Source organism: Herbiconiux sp. L3-i23, from assembly GCF_023734115.1.
GTDB lineage: Bacteria > Actinomycetota > Actinomycetes > Actinomycetales > Microbacteriaceae > Naasia.
The window spans coordinates 1,971,997-1,991,591 of record NZ_AP025737.1 but is presented as its reverse complement, the minus strand read 5'-3'; the positions used below and the strand labels follow the sequence as shown (position 1 = coordinate 1,991,591).

Genomic DNA, 19,595 nt, shown 5'->3' with positions numbered 1-19,595 from the left:
AGAGGTACTGCAATGAACACAGCACGAGGGAAGGGCCGATTCGGCCGCGGCCGTTTCGCCGTCGGCGCGATCGCGGTCGGGGCCGTAATCGCCCTGGCAGGGTGCGCGTCGGGCGACCCGCTCGAGTCGGGATCGGACAGCGACGCCAGCGAGACCGAGGCCATCGTCATCGGCTCGCAGGCGTACTACTCGAACGAGATCATCGCCGAGATCTACGCTCAGGCGCTCGAGAACGCCGGCTTCGAGGTCGAGCGCAACTTCCAGATCGGTCAGCGCGAGGCGTACCTGCCCGCCATCGAAGACGGTGAGGTCGACCTGTTCCCCGAGTACTCGGGCAACCTGCTCCAGTACTACGACCCCGAGACCGAGGCGAAGACCAGCGACGACGTCTACGCGGCGCTCCAGGACGCTCTGCCCGAGGGCCTCCGCGTCCTCGACCAGGCTCCCGCGACCGACCAGGACTCCTACGTCGTCACCCGCGCCTTCGCCGACGAGAACAACGTGGCGAGCATCGCCGACCTGGCGAACGTCTCCGACGTCGTGCTCGGCGGCAACTCCGAGCTCGAGACCCGTCCGTACGGGCCCGAGGGCCTGTCGTCGGTGTACGGCGTGACCGTGTCGTTCCTCGCGATCGAGGACAGCGGTGGCCCCGTCACGGTGCAGTCGCTGAAGGACGGCAGCATCGACGTCGGCAACATCTACACCGGCGACCCGAACATCGGCACCAACGACCTCGTCGTGCTCGACGACCCCGAGGGCCTGTTCCTGGCCTCGAACGTCGTGCCGATCGCGAGCGAGAAGGTGACCGACGACATCGCGGCGGTCATCAACGAGGTCGACGCGGCCCTCACTCCCGAGGACCTCGTCGCCCTGAACGGCGAGAGCGTCAACGACCAGCTCTCGTCGGCCGAGATCGCGACGAAGTTCCTCGAGGCCAAGGGACTCGTCTGATCCGTCGGATCGATTGACGGAGCCGCCCGTCGCACCCCCGGGGTGCGGCGGGCGGCTTCATTTCGCCCGATGCTCGGTCGCGTATGCGCGAGGTGCCCAGTTCTGCGGGTGCCGAGGCGTGAACACCCGCAGAACTGGGCACCTCAGCGGGCTCCGGCCGCTCAGGTGCCCAGTTCTGCGCGTTGCAGCGCCCGAACACCCGCAGAACTGGGCACCTCGGCAGGGCTACGGGGCAGTCGGCTCGTCCGGGTCCTGCATGTGACGGCGCTGGCTGCGGTGCAGCAGCCACCGCACGAGTGCGGCGAGCAGGATGAACCCGACGATCGCGCCGACGAAGAGGTAACCGGCGTAGTGCAGACGGTCGGCGAGCGAGCGGTACCCCTCAGCCGCGGCGGCGGCGACCGAGATGTAAGCGAACGCCCAGATGGTGCAGGCGGGCACGGTCCACGCCATGAAGCGGCGATAGCTCATCTTGCTCATGCCGACCGTCAGCGGGATGAGTGCGTGCAGCACGGGGAGGAAGCGGCTGATGAAGACGGCCGGCCCGCCGCGGCGGGCGAGGTAGTACTCGGCGCGACGCCAGTTGTCGTGTCCCAGTCGTCGACCCAATCGGCTCTCGCGCAGGCGGGGTCCGAAGAACCGGCCGAGGGCGAAGCCGACGCTCTCGCCGGCGAGCGACCCTACGATGACGACCGCCACGAGCGACCAGTATTCGACCGGGTTCGCGACGCCGGTGGCCGAGACGATGACGATGGTGTCGCCGGGCACGATGAGTCCGATGAGGATCGAGGTCTCGAGGAACATCGCGACACCCGAGAGCACGGTGCGGAGCACGGGATCGACGTCGCGCACCGTCTGCAACACCCAGTCGAGCACCTCGTTCACACTGGCCACTTTAGAAGTCGAGCCCTATGAGGCACCTCACTCTCGAGGGTGATGCTGACCGCTGATCCACATCTCCGTCGGTTCACCGGGTGCCGGTACGCTTCGCGCGTGCATCCGCAGCCGCCACTTCAACGACGACTCGGCACTGCGGATGCCGTCGCGATCGGGCTCGCGGCGATGGTCGGCGCGGGAGTCTTCTCGGTCTTCGCCCCGGCTGCCGCGGCGGCGGGCGGCGGCATCCTCGTCGCGTTGGTCATCGCCGGCTTCGTCGCGTTCTGCAACGCGATGGCATCGGCGCAGCTCGCCGTTCAGTACCCGCGCTCCGGAGGCACCTACGTCTACGGGCGCGAGCGGCTCGGACCGTGGGCGGGGTACCTCGCCGGCTGGAGCTTCGTCGTCGGCAAGACCGCGAGCTGCGCGGCGATGGCCATGACCTTCGCCGCCTACGCGGTGCCAGAACCCTGGCAGCGGCCGGTCGCGGCGCTGGCAGTGGTCGTGCTGGGCATCGTCGGAGGGTTCGGCGTCACCCGCACCGCACTCGTCGCGCGGATCGTCGTCGTGCTGGTGCTGCTCGTGCTCGTCATGGTGGTGATTGTCGGATTCGGGGGAGGAGGCGGCATCCGCGTCGAGTCGCTCGGGATCGAGGGCGGGCCGCTCGGGATCCTGTCGGCAGCCGGGCTCCTGTTCTTCGCCTTCGCCGGGTACGCGCGCATCGCGACCCTCGCCGAAGAGGTGCGGGATCCGCGTCGCACCATCCCGCGCGCGGTCATCATCTGCCTCGTCGTCGCCTTCGGCGTCTACCTCGCCGTGGCGTTCGCGCTCCTCACCGGGCTGGGTCCCGAGCGCCTCGAGGATGAGGCCGCGCCGCTGTCTGCGCTGGTCTCGGCGGCAGGCTTCGACGCCCTCACCCCGGTGGTCGCAGTCGCGGCCGCCCTCGCCTCCCTCGGAGCGCTCCTCGCCCTGATGGCAGGCGTCTCGCGCACCGCACTCGCCATGGGACGCGAAGACGACCTGCCGAGGTCGCTCGCGCGGGTCTCGCGTCGAGGCGTGCCTTACATCGCGGAAGCGACCGTCACGGTGGTGGTCGTCGTCCTCGTGCTCAGCATCGACCTGCGCGGCGCGATCGGCTTCTCGTCGTTCGGGGTGCTGCTCTACTACCTGATCGCGAACATCGCCGCGGCGACGCAGAGGGGCGCCGATCGGCTGCATCCTCGCGTCCTGGACGTCGTCGGGGCGGTCGGCTGCGTCGTGCTCGTCGTCACCCTGCCGCCCGCGTCGATCGTCGCCGGCGCGGTCGTCGTGCTGGTCGGTGCGGGGCTACGCCTGATCCTGCGGTCGCTTTGCCGCTAGGGGAGCGGCCGGCGGAGGGCGTCGAGTCGGCGACGCCACAGATCGAGGCGACCCGGACGCTCGGCGAGCGAGGGGCCGTCGATCCAGGCGGTCGCGATCCGGATGCCGTGCAGCGCGCTCAACGCCCAGACCTCGTGCCCGTCGAGCTCGTTCGCGGTGGTGTGCTCGCGGACGACCTCGGTGCCGAGCGCGGTGGCCAGGGTCTCGAGAGAGCGTGCCGTCACCGAGTCGACGCGCTCGAGGTCGTCCGAGGGGAGGGCGAGGATGTCGCCGCGCCACCAGACGAGCGCGCTGTACGCGCCCTCGACCAGGTACCCCTCCGGTGAGGTGATGACCGCCTCGCCAGCGCCGCGCGACTGCGCCTCGGTGCGGATCCGCAGCATCGCCTCGAGGTCGGGACCCTTGACCGTCGGCTCCCGGCGAGGGTCGCGTCCGCGGTGAGTGGCGAGCACGACCGAACGCTCCCTTCTCGGAGCCGGACGGGAGCGGAACTGGAACTCATAGCGCTCTCCGGACCGACGGAGGTCGACGCGCGGGAACCACTCGCCCTGCCGTGGCAGCGCGGCGAGCACCGCGTCGAAGAACGCCTCACCCTCGGGCCGCAGCTCTGCGGGAATCGACCGCAGGAACCGTTGGCGGTGCAGGTCGATGGCGAGCACACGGCCGTCGTCGACGAACCACGAGTCGGCGGCGACCACCGCGGTCGGCGCGACCTCGCAGGTGTCGATCGCCTCGAGCGCCCCGTTCCGGAATCGGGAGAGGGCGGGCGCCCCGGCGTCCTGTTCGCTCATAGGGTTAGCGTATGCGCGGCTCCTCCACGACGCGGCGGTCGCCCGTCTGGCTCGACCCGGCGCTCGCCGTCGAGGCGCTCGTCCCGGCCGCCGCCGATGTGGTGCTGCTCGAGTCCACCGATGAGAGCGGCCGCAGTCATCTGCTGCTGGGGGACCGGGTCGAAGCATCATTGCCCCGCATCCCGCTCGACGAATCGGCCGGGAACGCACCGATGGCGGCGGGCTGGATCGGATACGAGGGCGACGCGCGATTCCTGCACGTAGACCGGTCGATCACCTTCGATCACGAGGCCCGCGAGCTCGTCGTGCGCGGCGACGACGCCTGGCACGATGCGGTCGCGGCAGCAGTCGACGCGCAGTCCGGTGCGCAGGCCAACGGGAACCTGCCGGCGCCGCCGCAGCCGCCGATCGTTCGATGGCGCCACGACGACACCGAGTACCTCACGATGATCGCCGCTTGCCACGCGGCGATCGTGCGTGGCGACGCCTACCAGCTGTGCCTCACCAACGCGGCCACGGTCACGCCCGCGCCCGACCCATGGGACACCTACCTGCGGCTGCGCGCCACGAGCCGCACCCATCACGCCGGCTTCCTCCGCCTCGGCGGCGTGACGCTCGTCAGCGCGTCACCCGAACGATTCCTCGAGACGAGCGCGTCCGGGACGGTGCAGAGCAGCCCGATCAAGGGCACGCGGCGTCGCGACGCACGTCCCGAGGTGGACGACGCCCTCGCCGCCGAACTCGAGGCCGACGAGAAGGAGCGCGCGGAGAACCTGATGATCGTCGACCTCGTCCGCAACGACCTCAGCAAGGTCGCCCGGCTCGGCACCGTGCGGGTCACCCAGCTGCTCGAGGTCGAGCGCTACGCCCAGGTGCACCAACTCGTCAGCACGGTCGAGGCAGAACTACTGCCGGGGCTCGCCACCGCCGACGCCGTGGACGCGCTGTTCCCCGCCGGGTCGATGACCGGGGCGCCGAAGGCGAGCGCCATGTCGATCCTCGCCGGGCTCGAACACGGCCCGCGCGGCGTCTATTCGGGGGCGTTCGGCCTGGTCCGAGCCGACGGGTCGGCAGATCTCGCGATGGTCATCCGCAGCATCGTCTTCGACGGCGACACGGCAACGGTCGGCGCTGGCGGCGGCATCACCGCGTCGTCGAAGCCCGACGCCGAACTCGCGGAGGTCCGCCTCAAGGCGGCGCCGCTGCTCGCCGCCCTCGGCGCCGAGGGCTGACCTTCTAGGTAAGCGCTAGGAGGAGTCGCACTGGGCGCCGGCCCACCAGTCCGCGATCGCGGCCGCGTAGTCGTCCATCGGGCGGATGAGCTCGACCAGTCGGCGCTCGCTGTCCCACCGGACGACACCTGCATCGTGGAGGTGCTCCCACATGCCGAGGACCTGGTCGAGCGTCACGGGGTTCGGTGCAGCGATCGGAGCCGGTTCCAGCTCTTCCTCCGCCGACGTGATCGTAAACTCGTCCGTTCCGTGGAACAGCATGGGGAAGCGAACGGCGATCAGGTCTGCGAGATCGACCTCCGGATGCTCGGAGACGTGGCGCCGGTACTCCCAGATCGGCACGTCCGGCCGGTCGGGCGTCGCGGGGCCTGCCAGCACTCCGGCGGCGCGCGCCGACGCCCCCGAGTGCGCCGCGGCGAGCGATTCGAGTAGCGCCCGGCGCTTCTCTTCGGGCATGCCTTCGAAGTCCATGTCCACATCCTGGCGTGCACAGGGTCGGACGTCGACCAGGTGTCGACGGCTCAGGGCACGAACACGGGCCGTACGCAGTCGTCCTGCTTGTGCTTGAACAGCTCGTAGCCCCGCGGCGCCTCCTCGAGCGGCATCACGTGGGTCGCGAAGTGCTCGGTGACGAGCTCGCCGCGCTGCATCCGCTCGAGCAGCATCGGGATGTAGCGCGGGCCGTGCACCTGCGCGCCGCGCAGAGTGAGCCCCTTGTTCATCACCGCGCCGAGCGGGAACTTGTCGACCAGGCCACCGAAGACGCCGAGCACGAACACGCTGCCGCCCTTGCGGCACGCCATGATCGCCTCGCGCACCGCCGTCGGACGGTCGGTCTGCATCCGCAACTGCTGCTTCACCATGTCGTAGGCGAAGTCCGGCCGGGCGCTGTGCGCCTCCATGCCGACCGCCTCGATGCAGACGTCGGGTCCGCGGCCGCCGGTCAGCTCCTTCAGTTCGGCGAGCACGCTGGTCTTCGTGTAGTCGAGCGTCTCGGCGCCGATCACGTCGCGCACCTGACGAAGGCGGTAGTCGAACCGGTCGATGACGATCACCCGTTCGGCGCCGAGCAGCATCGACGCGCGCGCCGCCATCTGCCCGACGGCACCGGCACCCCACACCACGACCACGTCGCCCGGCTTCACGCCGGCGAGGTCGGCGCCCATCCACCCGGTCGGCGCTGCGTCGGAGGCGAACACGGCGCGGTCGTCGCTCACGCCGTCGGGAATGACGAAAGACCCGACATCGATGTGCGGCACACGGATGTACTCGGCGTGCGATCCGGCCCAGCCGCCGAGAGCGTGCGAGTAGCCGAAGCATCCGCCCGGCGCCGCGCCCCACAGCGCTTCGGGGATGTCGGGGTTGGGGTCGGTGTTGTCGCACAGCGAGTACTGCTCGGTGCGGCAGTAGAAGCATTTGCCGCACGAGATGAACGAGCTCACCGCGACGCGGTCGCCGACCTTCCGCTTCGTCACGCCGCTGCCGACCTCGACGATCTCGCCGATGAACTCGTGCCCGATCACATCCCCGGCGCGCATGGTGGGGACGTACCCCGCGAGCAGGTGCAGGTCCGAGCCGCACGCCGCGGTGCGGGTGACCTTCACGATGGCGTCGTGCGAGTTGAGGATCTTCGGGTCGTCGACGCTCTCCACCGTGAGCTTGTTGATCCCGTTCCAGACGAGGGCCCTCACAGCACGCCGCCCTTCTTGCCGATGCGCTCCGCGAGATCGACGATCGCGCCGGTCGGTGTCGCGGGACGCGCGCCCTCGGGTCTCGGCAGGATGCGGAGGATCTCGCCCGTCTCGATCAGCTGCTTGCTGTCGCGCAGCGCCTCGCGGATCTCGCGGCGGAGCCCCTCGTCCTCGAACCCCTCGCGCGGTCGGGCGGCCAGCTCGACGCCACGGTCTCCGGGCGCCGGTCGGAAGCGCACCTCGACTTTCGAGGAGAGCCGGCGGAGCGGATCGGGCAGCTCGGCGTCGACCGAGAGCTCGTGCGGCGCCTGAATGGTGACGACGTTCCAGCGCAAGCTGCCCGCCGTGTCCTTGCCTTGCGCGGCCGGGTTGCGTTGCTCGTGCAGCTTCCATAGCCGCTGTGCCGTGAGCCCGCCGGCGGTGGCGAGCACGACGGCGAGCGAACGGTTGACGGTCTTCGACATGGCGCTCCTCGCGAGGATCCGCGGTCTGGCGGACATCCGTGATCGACGTTAGGTCGCCCTGTTCGCGCTGGGCATCGCTCCCAGACATCGACCAGCGGATTGGGGGGAGCCGCCCACCGGCTACGCTTGATCGTCGGTCCGTGACGACGGATCCGCAGTACTTTTCGAAGGTCGAGTCTTACAAAGTGACAGATACCCGCGCCGAGAACGACGAGGCGGGCTTCGTCCCCCTGCAGGCCAAGTGGCAGAACGTCTGGGATGAGCTGAAGCCGTTCGCGACCGCGACGAGCGGCGACTCGAGGCCCCGCAAGTACATCCTCGACATGTTCCCGTACCCCTCGGGCGACCTGCACATGGGACACGCCGAGGCGTACGCGCTCGGCGACGTCATCGCGCGGTACTGGCGCCAGCAGGGCTTCAACGTGCTGCACCCCATCGGCTGGGACTCCTTCGGCCTGCCCGCCGAGAACGCCGCCATCAAGCGTGGGGTCGACCCCCGCGACTGGACCTACGCGAACATCGAGCAGCAGCGCGAGTCGATGCGCCGCTACGCGCCGTCCTTCGACTGGGACCGGGTGCTGCACACCAGCGACCCCGAGTACTACAAGTGGAACCAGTGGCTGTTCCTCAAGATGTACGAGCGCGGGCTCGCCTACCGCAAGGACAGCTGGGTCAACTGGGACCCGGTGGATCAGACGGTGCTCGCCAACGAGCAGGTCCTGCCCGACGGCACCTCCGAGCGCAGCGGCGCCGTCGTCGTCAAGAAGAAGCTCACCCAGTGGTACCTGCGCATCACCGCGTACGCCGACCGTCTGCTCGACGACCTCAACCAGCTCGAGGGATCGTGGCCGTCGAAGGTCATCTCGATGCAGCGCAACTGGATCGGCCGCTCCACCGGTGCCGACATCGACTTCGAGGTCGAGGGCCGCGCCGAGCGTGTGACCGTCTACACGACCCGTCCCGACACGCTGTACGGCGCCACCTTCATGGTCGTCGCGCCCGACTCCGACCTGGCCGCCGAGCTCGTCGCCGGCAGTGACGACGCCGAGGTGCGGATGCGCTTCCAGTCGTACCTCGAGCGGGTGCAGAAGAGCACCGAGATCGAACGCCTCACCGCCGACCGCGAGAAGACCGGCGTGTTCACCGGCCGTTACGCAATCAACCCGCTGAACGGCGAGCGCCTGCCCATCTGGGCGGCCGACTACGTGCTGAGCGACTACGGGCAGGGCGCCATCATGGCCGTGCCCGCGCACGACCAGCGCGACCTCGACTTCGCCCGCGCCTTCGACCTCCCGGTCCGCGTCGTCGTGGACACCACGCAGGCGGTGACCGGCGCGATCCCCGTCGTCGACCTCGACGGCGACCTGCCCGAGATCGACGAGCTCGACCCCGCCAAGACGGGTGTCGCCCTGTCCGGTGAGGGGCGCCTCATCAACTCGGGCCAGTTCGACGGCTTCAGCAAGAACACCGCCATCAGCAAGGTGACCGCGTTCCTCGAGGCGCAGGGCGTCGGCCGCAAGGCGAAGAACTACCGCCTCCGCGACTGGCTGATCTCCCGCCAGCGCTACTGGGGCACGCCGATCCCGATCCTGTACGACGAGGACGGCAACGAGATCCCGGTGCCCGAAGACCAGCTGCCGGTGGCGTTGCCGCCGTCGGAGGGCCTCGACCTGAAGCCGAAGGGCACGTCGCCGCTCGGCGGTGCCACCGAGTGGGTGAACACCGAGCTCGACGGCAAGCCCGTCACCCGCGACACCGACACGATGGACACGTTCGTCGACAGCTCCTGGTACTTCCTGCGCTTCCTGTCGCCGAACGACGACACCAAGGCGTTCGACCCCAAGGAGGTCGACAAGTGGGCCCCCGTCGACCAGTACGTCGGCGGCGTCACCCACGCGATCCTCCACCTGCTGTACGCCCGCTTCATCACCAAGGTCCTGTTCGACATGGGCTACGTGAGCTTCACCGAGCCCTTCACCGCGCTGCTCAACCAGGGCATGGTGCTGATGGACGGGTCGGCGATGTCGAAGTCCAAGGGCAACCTGGTGCGCCTCTCCGACCAGCTCGACGAATTCGGTGTCGACGCCGTGCGCCTGACCATGGCCTTCGCGGGGCCGCCCGAGGACGACATCGACTGGGCGGACGTCTCGCCCGCCGGGTCGTCGAAGTTCCTCGCCCGTGCGCTGCGTGTCGCGAACGACGTGACGAGCTCGCCGGACGTGGTGTGGAAGACCGGCGACGAGAAGCTGCGTCGGCAGACCCACAAGCTGTGGGCGGATGCTCCCGGTCTCGTCGAGGCGTTCAAGTTCAACGTGCTCGTCGCCCGCGTGATGGAGCTGACGAACGCGACCCGCAAGGCGATCGACAGTGGGGCGGGTCCCGCCGACGCAGCGGTGCGCGAGGCCGCCGAGGCGATCGCGTTGACCCTCAGCCTCTTCGCGCCGTACACGGCGGAGGAGATGTGGGAGACCCTCGGCTACGAGCCGTCGGTGGCGCTGTTCGGGTGGCGCAAGCCCGACCCGACGCTGCTCGTCGATGAGTCGGTGACCGCGGTCATCCAGGTCGACGGCAAGGTGCGCGACCGCATCGAGGTGTCGCCGAAGATCGCGGCCGACGACCTCGAGCAGCTCGCCCGCGCCTCCGCGGCGGTGGTGCGCTCGATCGGCGACCGCCAGATCGTCAACGTCATCGTCCGGGCCCCTCGAGTGGTGAACATCGCGACGAAGGCCTGAGCCGGGTCCCATCCCTGCTCGCTGAGGAGGCCCGCCAGGGCAGTCACGATGCGAGGGGCTGCAGGTGGGGTCCGAGCGTCATTTCGCGACGGCCGCGGGCGGCCTCCTCAATGACCAGAGGGGAGCCGCTCGTTGAGCGCAGCGATACGGAGGCCGGGTCGCATCCCTGCTCGCTGAGGAGGCCCGCCAGGGCCGTCGCGATGCGAGGGGCTGGTGGTGGGGTCGGACCTTCGGCGGATGGGTGGTCCCGTCATTCGCGACGGCCGTGAACGGCCTCCTCAATGACCGGAGGAGGCCGCTCGTTGAGCGAAGCGATACGGAGGCGCTGAGGCTGCCCGTCGTATCGCTGCGCTCAACGGGCGGGCCGTGCGGTCGTCACGCGGCGGAGGCGAAGACGACGAGGTTGTTGCTGTAGTGCATGACGCCGTAGTCGTAGGGGCCATTGCAGGTGATGAGGCGCAGCTGCGGTTCGCGGGTCGGGCCGTACACGGCGTCGGTCGGGAACGCCGACTTCGCGACATCCACCGCGCCGTCGACGGTGAAGCGGCGCTCCGAACCGTCGGTCAACGTCACCACGATCTCCGCCCCAGGCGCGAGTTCGTGCAGTCGTGCGAACACGCCCGCATCGGTGGTGTCGTCGACATGTCCGGCGATCACCGCAGGACCCACCGCGCCGGGTACCGCGCTGCCGTCGAACCAGCCCGCGTCGAGCAGGCCGACCGGAGGTTCGAGCACCCCGTCGGCGCTGCGTCCGATCGTCGACGTGTCGGCATCGACGCCGATGCTCGGAATGGAGAGATGCGCGGGAACGACACCCGGGGCGGGCGAGTCCGACTGCGCGGGGATCGGCTGCTGCGGACCGGACGCGAGCCCGAGACCCGCCGACGCACCCGTCGTCGTCGCCGAAGAGCCGGCCAGATCCAGATCCGGGTCGGCAGCCGTCGTGTCGACCCGAGCGATCTCCGCAGGCCCGCTCAGCAGCGGCGCGTCACCGATCGCGGCGCCGTCGACGACGACGCCGATCGCGGCGACGAGCACGATGCCGGCGGCGGCGACCCGTTCCGCGCCGCCGAACGCGCGTGCCGCCGACCACCGAGCACGGTGGCGGCCGGCGACGCGTTCACGGGATGCGGTCACGCCGAGCTCCGCGCTCCCCGGCGGACGCGGGCGAACACGACGGCCGCGGCCGCGACGACGATCGCGGCGAGGCCCGCCATCGTGACGACCTGGGTCTGACGGTCGGCGGTCGCGAGGGCGCCACCGCCGGTGTCGACGCCGCCGATCGGGGCCTGGTCGACGCCGGCGCTGTCGAGCGCCGCGGTGACGGTGAGCGCGCCGTCAGCGTCGTCGACGACGAAGAGGGTGTGCACGGAGCCCGCGGCGAGGTCGGTCGTGGCGACGTCCTCCGTGGTGCCGGCGACGAGGGAGAGCTCGGTGGACCCGGCGGGGACATCGACGTAATCGCCCACATCGGCGAGAGCCGCCCCGCGGGCCAGCTCGGTGCCGTCGGCCGTCGTCACATCGACGCTGTCGGCGAGGGCGGACGCCTGGACGACGCGGACCCGCGCGGTGCCGTCGGAGGGTGCGGTGAAGTCGTCGTCGATGACAACGCTCTGCAGTTCGGCGTTCGGGCCGATGCCGGCGATGGTCGCGGCCATGTCGTCCTTCACCTCGATCTCGCCCGACAGCACGGGCGTCGAGTCGCTCGGCTCACCGGTCGGAACCATAGAGATGCCGTAGGTGCCCGGAGCGAGCGGCAGATAGGCGGAGACGGCGCCGTAACCGATGCCGCTCTGCTCGTACACGACCGAGTCGCCGGCGAGCGCGGTGAGGGTCAGGTCGACCGGAGTGGTGTCGGGGGAGAGGTGCGCCACGCGGATGTATCCGACGTCGCCCGTCGGGGCGGCGAACCCTGCCGCGGCGGGGGCGAGTACGAGCACACCGGTGGCGATGGCGGCGCCGGCGGTGCGGATCTTGCGTGAGCTCATTGAGAGTCTCCTCTTCTTGGGGGATAGGGCGCGGAAGATGGTCGGTCTCAGTCGGCGGTTTCCGGAGGGAAGACGGCGAGCACACCGTCGGAATCGACGGAGAGAGTCTCGACGGCGTAATCGCCGGTGAGCCCAGAGAGGTAGGAGCCGAGGACGGGGATCGAGGCGCCGCCGGTCTCGAGCCGGTCGCCGTCGGCGTCGGTCACGAGAAGCGACCGTCTGACCGCTTCGCCGTCGGACTCGGGGAAGTCGGCGACGGTGAGGTCGTGCTGGGCGAGCAGTTGGGCGAGGACGAGCATCACGCGGCGGTCGACCGCCCCGTCCTCGAGAAGTTCCCGCGCCGTGTCGGACACCGAGAGCCGCGGATTCTGCAGCAGCTGGGCGCCGTCGTCCGCGCGGCGAGCGACCTCCGCAGGGTCTTCGGGAGCCACGTCCTGCGGGGCGGACGTCTCCTTCGGTGAGGCCGGCTCGAAGGGGGAGTCGGCGATGGAGGCGTTCGCGGGCGCCTCCTCGGTGGCGACGGCGCGGTCACGGATCTGCGCGATCGTCGCCCCCGCGGTTGCGGCGAGCAGCAGGCAGAGACCGACGACTCCGATCGATCCGATCACGAGCGGCTTGGTCGAGCGGGCGCCGAGCGCAGCGAGCGACCGGTCGGCGGCGAGTCCGCCCGCCACGCCGAACGCGGGTGCCAGGGCGACGACGATCGTGGCGAAGCTGACGTTGCCGGCCCACGTCGTCGCGGACAGCGTGTCGGTCACCGCCAGGGCCGTGACACCGGCGCCGGCGACCACGAGACCGGTCGCGAGCGGGCCGACGAGGGCCTTCGCGCGACGCGTACGGTCGTCGGGATGCCGCAGCAGCCAACCGATGACGGCGCCCACCGCGAGGATCGCGAGCGGGCTCGTCGCGATGGCCGCGCCCGCGACGCCGCTCGACAGGTACCGTCGGACGGTTCCGTACGCGTTCGGCGGCCACAGCACCACGGCGATCAGGCCGAGCACCACGGACAGGTGCTCGACGACCCCGACGACATCCGACGACGCGGTCGGAAGGAGGAAGCTCGACAGCGCGGCGGCGACGACGGCGCCGATGCTGCTGAGGCCGAGCCGGAGCGCGGCGGCGGCCACCAGCGGCACGGCGAGCAGCACGAGCGGCAGGGTGACGAGGGTCGGCATGGGGCCCGCGTGACTCGGAGAGAGCAGCGACGCGGTGGTCGCGAGCGCCAACAGAACGACGATCAGCAGAGCGGGTGCGCCGATGCGGAGCAGCGGTTTACTGATCGCGGAGTTGCTCTGACCGTTCGCGCGTCGATGCCGCGAAGCCGATCGGCGGCGTCCGTGGCCGGGGCCGCCGGCGGAGGGGGTGTCCGCGACCGACGGCACCGCTTCACCGTCGAGCGCGACGTGCGTGCCGCGGCGCGCGGGCGCGTCACCATCGCGGTCGGGGTCGCCGGACGAGCGGCGCACAGCCAGAGTCATCTCGACCGCTCCCTCCCCGCGCGTCGCCTCGGGTCGCCGTATCGATCACGGCTCACCTTTTCCAGGCTAAGTGGGGCGCTGACCCCGTCGGGGGTCTCCGGGCCGGTATTCAGGTGAAGCCCACGGGGTCTCAAGGTAAGTGCTGTTCCTCCCCATCCGCGGCCGGTGCGCGACGTCGCCCAGAACCGGCCGATCCTCGGCGCGGTGCACCGGTCGCTCCGTAGCGTGCGGGGATGCCCGAGTCCGATCTTCTCGACGCTCTGCGGCGTCCCCGGTGGCGGATGGGGGTCGGAGCGGCCGTGTGCGTCGTCGTTGTCGCGCTGGTCATCGCGATCGTCGTCGGTGCGGTGGGCGGTGGGCGCAGCACGCAGGTGGTGCCCGCTCCTCACGACACGGGATCCGCGGTGACCCCGCACGAGCAGGCCGCACCGCCGCTGTTCGTCCATGTCGCCGGCGCGGTACGCGCCCCGGGCCTTTACGAGTTGCCCGAGGGGGCGCGGATGATCGACGCCATCGCCTCCGCGGGTGGGCTCGCCGACGACGCGGCTCCGGATGGCGTGAATCTCGCGCGACGTGTGGCCGACGGCGAGCAGATCACCGTGCCGCGGGTGGGGGAAGCGCCCACTGCCGCTGTCGTCCCGGGCGAGGCGGCAGGAGGCGGCCCGGTGAGCCTGAGCACCGCGACGGTCCAGCAGCTCGAGACTCTGCCGCGGATCGGGCCGGCGATGGCGCAGCGCATCGTGGACTGGCGGGAGGCCGGCGGCAGGTTCGAGAGCGTCGATGATCTTCTCGAGATCAGCGGGTTCGGCGAGAAGACCGTCGATGCGGTGCGCGACCTCGTGGTGCCGTGACGGCGGGCGTTCCGATACGGCCCGGGCAGGCGACCGCCGACCGTGATTCCGAGCCGGGGCGGCGCACCGCGCTCGATCTGCGTCTCCTCGCGCCCGCACTCGCGGCGTGGGCGACGGCAGGACTGGCCGTCGGGGCCGGCGACACCGGGTGGCTGATGTGGATCGGGTGGGCGTCGACTCTGGTCGCCGTCACCCTCGCCGTGCTGGTCGTCAGGCCGTCGAGGTCGGCGTGGTTCGCGGCGCTCGCGGTGTCGCTCGCCGTCGCGTCGCTCGTGCTCACGGTGCTCACGACGACCTCGCAGAGGCGGTCGCCGGACGAGCTCCGGACGGCGGAGAGCGTCGACGCCGTCGTCGAACTGACCGGGTCGCCGATCGCCTCCGCGGCGACGTCGGGCGGGGTACGCGTCCGCGTGCTCCTCGTCGACGCCGAGGTCGACGGCATCGCCGTGCCCGTCCGCTCGCCGGCCCTTCTCTTCGCCGATGCGGATGCGCCGCAGCTCGACGCGGGCATCGGCGCCCGGCTGCGGATCGACGCCCGAGTCGAGCCCGCCGAGGCGGGCGACTCCGTGGCATGGCTGCTCTTCCTGGCAGGGACGCCCCATCAGGTAGCGCCCGCTCCGGCGCTGCTCGACATCGCGGACGGCCTGCGCGAGAGCATGGTCGAGTGGAGTTCCGCCCTGCCGGGGGACGGCGGTGCGCTCCTCCCCGGGCTCGCGATCGGTGACACCCGGGCCGTGTCCGAGTCGCTCGATGAGGCCATGACGGCGAGCTCGCTCAGTCACCTCACCGCCGTCTCCGGCGCGAACTGCGCCCTCGTCGTTGCGGCGGCGATGGGAGCCGCCGGGCTCCTGAGGATACGGCGAGCCCTTCGGGTGGTCGTCGCACTCGTCGCCCTCGGGCTCTTCGTCGTGCTCGTGACGCCGCAGCCGAGTGTGCTCCGCGCCGCGACCATGGCCGTCGTCGTACTTCTCGCCACCGCGACGGGTCGGCGTGGAAGCGGTGTCGCGGCGCTCTCCCTCGCCGTCATCGTCCTGCTCGTCGCCGACCCCTGGCTCTCCCGCGAATACGGCTTCGCGCTGTCGGCGCTCGCCACGGCCGGGCTGCTGCTGCTCGCAGGTCCCATCACCCGGCGGCTCGCCGCCGTGCTGCCGGAGCCGGTGGCCGCCGCGATCGCGCTTCCGGTGGCGGCGCAGGTCGCCTGCCAGCCGGTGCTCGTGCTGCTCGACCCCTCACTGCCCCTGCTGTCGGTGGTCTCGAACCTGCTCGCCGCCCCGGCCGCCCCGGTCGCGACGATGCTCGGTCTGCTCGCCTGCCTCGCCCTTCCCCTAGCCCCTCCGCTCGGTACGGTCGCGGGATGGTCGGCGTGGGTGCCGTCCGCCTGGATCGCCGCCGTCGCCCGCTTCTTCGCCGCGATCCCGGCGTCGCTTCCGTGGCTCCCCGGCCTCGCGGGGGCGGCGATGCTCGCCGCAGCGATCGCACTCATCGTCGTCGGAGTCGGTCGGCGACGCCGCTGGCCCCTCGTCGTCGGGGTCGCGCTGGTCGTCGTGACCGTCGGGACGCTCCAGGGTGGGCGGATCGGCACGGCGCTGTCGCGCCCGGGCGACTGGCGAGTGGTCTCGTGCGATGTCGGTCAGGGCGCCGCGACACTGCTCCGCGGCGGCGACGAGACGGCCCTGATCGATACGGGGGACGATCCCGAGGCGCTCGCACGCTGCCTCGGAGACGCAGGGATCGGTCGACTCGACCTCCTGGTGCTCACGCATTTCGACCGGGACCATGTGGGCGCGGTGGACGTCGTCGCGGGTCGGGTGGACGAGGTGCTCGTCGGTCCGAGTGACGGGGCCGACGCCGATCTGCTCGTCGGCGGGCTGGAGTCGGGCGGCGCTCGGGTGCGGCGCCTCACCGTGGGGGAGACCGGCGCGCTCGGCGACACGGCGTGGACCGTGCTCTGGCCCGAGGAGGGCACCCCTGCGGGCAACGGTGCGAGCATCGCGCTGCTGGTCGACGGAGGCGGGCTCACCTCGGTCTTCCTCGGCGACCTCGACGAGCAGGCGCAGGATGCGGTGCTCGCGGAGCTCGATGCGAGCGCCGGTGCCGGGGGCGCGCTCGGGAGCGGTGTCGACATCGTCGGGGTCGCTCACCACGGGTCGGCCGATCAGAGCCGGCGGCTCTACGAGCGCCTCGCGCCCGCCGTGGCGCTGGTCTCGGTCGGTGCCGACAACGACTACGGCCACCCGGCGCCGAGCCTCATCGACATGCTCGAGTCCCTGGGCCCCGAGGTGCTGCGCACCGACCGCTCCGGCACCGCGTTCCTCTCCCGCGCGGACGGCGGCGTCGCGGTGTGGACCGAGCGGGAGGATGACTCCGTGGCGCCCGCCGCCCGTGACGGAGGTGGTGGGTAGGGTTGCAGTCGTGGCAGCGAGAACCTCGAAACCCTCGGGTCGATCGGCCCCCGTGAAGTCCGCGGCTCTCGCCTGGAACGAGATCCGGCCGGCGCCCGTCGTGCTCGTGTCGGGCACCGAGGGCTTCCTCGCCGACCGCGCCATCCGCGCGCTCCGCGACATCCTGACGACCGAGGATCCGAGCCTCGAGGTCAGCGATCTCGACGCCACCGACTACGCGCCGGGTGCGCTCGTCACCATGGCGAGCCCGTCGCTATTCGGCGAGCCACGGCTCGTGCGGGTGTCGAACGTCGAGCGGTGCAGCGATCAATTCCTCGCCGACGCGCTCGACTACCTGCAGTCACCGGCGGCCGACGCCTACATCGTGCTCCGCCACGGTGGAGGGGTGCGCGGCAAGAAGCTGCTCGACGCCGTCCGGGCCGGCACGTCGGGCGCCATCGAGGTCGCGTGCGCCGAACTGAAGCGCGACTCCGACAAGTACGACTTCGCGGTCGCCGAGTTCAAGAACGCCGGCCGCCGCATCACGCCGGGCGCCCTGCGCGCCGTGCTCGCCGCGTTCTCGGACGACCTCGCCGAGCTGGCGACGGCGTGCAGTCAGCTCATCGCCGACGCGAGCGACGAGATCACCGAGACCGTCGTCGACAAGTACTACGGCGGCCGCATCGAGACGAACGCCTTCAAGGTCGCCGATTCGGCTATCGCGGGGCGATCGGGCGAGGCGCTCGGGCTGCTGCGGCACGCTCTGGCGAGCGGCGCCGACCCGGTGCCGACGGTCGCGGCGTTCGCCGCCAAGCTCCGCACGATGGCGCGGGTGATGGGGCGGCGAGGTCCGTCCGGGCAGGTCGCGTCGGCCATCGGCGTCGCCCCCTGGCAGGTCGACCGGGCCCGACGCGACCTCGAAGGCTGGAGCGAGCAGGGCCTCGGCGTCTGCATCGAGGTGCTCGCCGACACCGACGAGCGCATCAAGGGCGCGGGACGCGACCCGCTTTACGCGCTCGAGCGCATGGTGCGCATCGTCTCGTCCCGCGGAATCCTCTAGCAGTCGCAGACCGGCACGGTGCTCGGCGCGGTGAGCGGGTCGGGCGTGCGATGGGCGATCCCGTCGTCGGTTTCCACATCGAGTCCTTCCCGCGCCCAGTACTCGAAGCCGCCGATCATCTCGCGCACCGGGTAGCCGAGTCGAGCGAACTCGAGGGCGGCCTTCGTCGCCCCGTTGCATCCCGGACCCCAGCAGTACACGACGACGGGAGTGCCCTCCGGGACGAGAGATGCGGCGTCCGTCTCGATCCGCGCGGTCGGAAGGTGCAGGGCGCCCGGCACGCGACCCTGAGCCCACGCCGCGTCGCCCCGTGAGTCGACCACGGTGATCGAGGGGGTCGAGGAACCGAGCGCGGCGGCGACGTCGGAGGCGTCGGTCTCGAAACGGAGCTTGGCGGTGAAGTGATCGATCGCGGTGGTCATGGGTCGACTCTGCTGGCTGGCCGCGGCTGACGCCGCCGATCCCCGGTCACCGCGCCCCGAGATCCCGCCAGCGCACCCTGAGGTCGAGCAGACCCCGTGAACGAGGAAAGGCCCCGCCAAAGCGGGGCCTTTCCTCATTGCCGGTCGGCTCAGAGAGCGCTGACCTGCTTGGCGATCGCCGACTTGCGGTTGGCGGCCTGGTTCTTGTGGATGACGCCCTTGGAGACGGCCTTGTCGAGGCGCTTCGACGCGAGGGTCAGCGCCTTCAGCGCCTTGTCCTTATCGCCGGTGGCGACGGCCTCGCGGGTGGAGCGGATGACGGTCTTGAGCTGGCTCTTGACCGCCTTGTTGCGCTCCTGCGCCTTCTTGTTGGTGTTGATGCGCTTGATCTGCGACTTGATGTTTGCCACGAAGAGCTCTTTCTGATTCGGATCGTCTTGTATCTGCCGGCCGAGGTCGCGCCGTCGAGACGGCGATCAGTGACCACGAGAGGATGTGGGGTCGGCCGGCGCACTGCCGTCGAAGCGTCGGGCCTCGACCGCATGCAAGCCAACAGAGAACATTACCAGGGTGGCGGGGCGGTTGCCAGCGCAGCGCCGAGGAGGACGCGGGTGAATTCATCAGGCCGCACGAGGCTGACCAAGTGGGTGGCACCGGCCACGTGGATGAGCTCGGACCAGCTCTCGGGGACCGGTCTGGCACGGGCCGCCGCGAGGTAGAGGCGCTCCTCGAGCCGGAAGTGGTCGAGCGTGCCGTTGACGAACAGGATGGGGCAGCGGATCCGCCCGATCGCTTCGATGGGACGCACCGCGAGCATCGCCTTCAAGGTCGGCCCCATGGCGTCGAGGGCGACGCCGCCCCGGAGGACATCGCCGCGTCCGGGTTCGGGCACGAACCGGTCGACCATGAACCGGTTGATCGCGTCGCCCCGGTCGGGCAAGCGCCCGATGACGCCCGCGATCGCACGGTAGGCGCCGAGCGCGAGCGCCCGAGGGCGCGTTCCGCAGGACGCGGCGACGACCCCGTCGAGCCGTCCGATTCCAGGCCCACCCGCGTAGTGCAGTGCCAGGTAGCCGCCGAGCGAGAGTCCGCAGAGCAGCAGCGGCCCGTCGGAGTCCGCTGCGGCGGTGACCGCGGCGTCGATGGCGTCCATCGCGGCGTCCAGGGTGAAGGCCTCGTCGATGCGGACGCCGTGCCCGGGGAGGTCGACGGCGACGGCACGGACCCCGGCCTGTTCGAGCGCGTCGATCTGCGCGCGCCACATGGTCGCAGACGTCCGGATGCCGTGGACGAGGACGACCGTTGCGGGCACACGGCGA

At 71.0% G+C, this 19,595-nt stretch carries 18 protein-coding genes; 7 read left to right on the top strand and 11 right to left on the bottom strand.

Annotated elements, in window-relative coordinates; genetic code table 11:
- The first annotated feature begins 12 nt into the window (after window positions 1-12).
- Window positions 13-951 (top strand): ABC transporter substrate-binding protein, encoded by a 939-nt coding sequence (locus tag NGH83_RS09415; RefSeq protein WP_251856001.1) that lies wholly within the window; start codon window positions 13-15, stop codon window positions 949-951.
- Window positions 952-1,176: 225 nt separating this feature from the next.
- Here NGH83_RS09415 and NGH83_RS09410 read toward each other — a convergent pair whose 3' ends face one another.
- Window positions 1,177-1,836: a DedA family protein gene (locus NGH83_RS09410; RefSeq protein WP_251858501.1), complete on the bottom strand. Its 660-nt coding sequence runs from the start codon at window positions 1,834-1,836 to the stop codon at window positions 1,177-1,179.
- A gap of 108 nt (window positions 1,837-1,944) precedes the next feature.
- Between NGH83_RS09410 and NGH83_RS09405 the strand changes: the two genes are divergently transcribed.
- Window positions 1,945-3,186, top strand: coding sequence for an APC family permease (locus NGH83_RS09405; protein ID WP_251856000.1), 1,242 nt, complete (start codon window positions 1,945-1,947; stop codon window positions 3,184-3,186).
- Here NGH83_RS09405 and NGH83_RS09400 read toward each other — a convergent pair.
- Window positions 3,183-3,977 carry an aminotransferase class IV gene (locus tag NGH83_RS09400; protein WP_251855999.1) on the bottom strand — a complete coding sequence of 265 codons (795 nt, stop codon included), beginning with the start codon at window positions 3,975-3,977 and terminating at the stop codon, window positions 3,183-3,185. The two genes, NGH83_RS09405 and NGH83_RS09400, sit on opposite strands and share 4 nt — an antisense overlap.
- An 11-nt stretch (window positions 3,978-3,988) precedes the next feature.
- Between NGH83_RS09400 and NGH83_RS09395 the strand changes: the two genes are divergently transcribed.
- The gene (locus tag NGH83_RS09395) at window positions 3,989-5,209 is read left to right on the top strand and encodes an anthranilate synthase component I family protein (protein ID WP_251855998.1); all 1,221 of its coding nucleotides are present in this window, start codon (window positions 3,989-3,991) and stop codon (window positions 5,207-5,209) included.
- Between the two features lie 15 nt (window positions 5,210-5,224).
- Here the strand turns inward: NGH83_RS09395 and NGH83_RS09390 are convergent, their stop codons facing one another.
- The 3 genes from NGH83_RS09390 to NGH83_RS09380 are packed head-to-tail and all read right to left on the bottom strand — an operon-like array spanning window position 5,225 to window position 7,364.
- Window positions 5,225-5,680 (bottom strand): hypothetical protein, encoded by a 456-nt coding sequence (locus NGH83_RS09390; protein ID WP_251855997.1) that lies wholly within the window; start codon window positions 5,678-5,680, stop codon window positions 5,225-5,227.
- 50 nt (window positions 5,681-5,730) lie between these two features.
- Window positions 5,731-6,900, bottom strand: a complete 1,170-nt coding sequence (locus NGH83_RS09385) for a zinc-dependent alcohol dehydrogenase (protein ID WP_251855996.1) — start codon at window positions 6,898-6,900, stop codon at window positions 5,731-5,733.
- Window positions 6,897-7,364 (bottom strand): hypothetical protein, encoded by a 468-nt coding sequence (locus NGH83_RS09380; protein WP_251855995.1) that lies wholly within the window; start codon window positions 7,362-7,364, stop codon window positions 6,897-6,899. The genes NGH83_RS09385 and NGH83_RS09380 overlap by 4 nt, the downstream gene beginning before the upstream one ends.
- A gap of 185 nt (window positions 7,365-7,549) precedes the next feature.
- On the opposite strand from NGH83_RS09380, the gene leuS reads away from it, so the two are divergent.
- Window positions 7,550-10,096 carry a leucine--tRNA ligase gene (gene leuS / locus NGH83_RS09375; protein WP_251855994.1) on the top strand — a complete coding sequence of 849 codons (2,547 nt, stop codon included), beginning with the start codon at window positions 7,550-7,552 and terminating at the stop codon, window positions 10,094-10,096.
- Between the two features lie 375 nt (window positions 10,097-10,471).
- Here the strand turns inward: leuS and NGH83_RS09370 are convergent, their stop codons facing one another.
- From NGH83_RS09370 to NGH83_RS09360, 3 genes are read right to left on the bottom strand one after another with little or no spacing between them, the layout of a single operon-like run.
- A complete protein-coding gene (locus NGH83_RS09370; protein WP_251855993.1) occupies window positions 10,472-11,233 on the bottom strand; it encodes a class F sortase in 762 nt (253 codons plus the stop codon).
- On the bottom strand, window positions 11,230-12,084 hold the full coding sequence (locus NGH83_RS09365) for a DUF4397 domain-containing protein (RefSeq protein ID WP_251855992.1): 855 nt from the start codon (window positions 12,082-12,084) through the stop codon (window positions 11,230-11,232). The genes NGH83_RS09370 and NGH83_RS09365 overlap by 4 nt, the downstream gene beginning before the upstream one ends.
- 47 nt (window positions 12,085-12,131) lie before the next feature.
- Entirely contained in the window at window positions 12,132-13,562 is a 1,431-nt protein-coding gene (locus tag NGH83_RS09360; RefSeq protein ID WP_251855991.1) for a hypothetical protein, read from the bottom strand.
- 233 nt (window positions 13,563-13,795) lie between these two features.
- On the opposite strand from NGH83_RS09360, the gene NGH83_RS09355 reads away from it, so the two are divergent.
- From NGH83_RS09355 to holA, 3 genes are read left to right on the top strand one after another with little or no spacing between them, the layout of a single operon-like run.
- A complete protein-coding gene (locus NGH83_RS09355; protein ID WP_251855990.1) occupies window positions 13,796-14,413 on the top strand; it encodes a ComEA family DNA-binding protein in 618 nt (205 codons plus the stop codon).
- Complete coding sequence (locus tag NGH83_RS09350; RefSeq protein ID WP_251855989.1) at window positions 14,410-16,815, top strand: ComEC/Rec2 family competence protein; 2,406 nt, start codon at window positions 14,410-14,412, stop codon at window positions 16,813-16,815. Before NGH83_RS09355 ends, NGH83_RS09350 begins: the two co-directional genes overlap by 4 nt.
- 10 nt (window positions 16,816-16,825) lie before the next feature.
- Window positions 16,826-17,854, top strand: a complete 1,029-nt coding sequence (gene holA / locus NGH83_RS09345; RefSeq protein ID WP_251855988.1) for a DNA polymerase III subunit delta — start codon at window positions 16,826-16,828, stop codon at window positions 17,852-17,854.
- Here holA and NGH83_RS09340 read toward each other — a convergent pair.
- From NGH83_RS09340 to NGH83_RS09330, 3 genes are all read right to left on the bottom strand, one after another.
- Entirely contained in the window at window positions 17,851-18,276 is a 426-nt protein-coding gene (locus NGH83_RS09340; RefSeq protein ID WP_251855987.1) for a rhodanese-like domain-containing protein, read from the bottom strand. The two genes, holA and NGH83_RS09340, sit on opposite strands and share 4 nt — an antisense overlap.
- Window positions 18,277-18,425: 149 nt before the next feature.
- A complete protein-coding gene (gene rpsT / locus NGH83_RS09335; protein WP_251855986.1) occupies window positions 18,426-18,686 on the bottom strand; it encodes a 30S ribosomal protein S20 in 261 nt (86 codons plus the stop codon).
- Window positions 18,687-18,838: 152 nt separating this feature from the next.
- Window positions 18,839-19,588, bottom strand: coding sequence for an alpha/beta fold hydrolase (locus NGH83_RS09330; RefSeq protein ID WP_251855985.1), 750 nt, complete (start codon window positions 19,586-19,588; stop codon window positions 18,839-18,841).
- Between the last annotated feature and the right edge of the window lie 7 nt (window positions 19,589-19,595).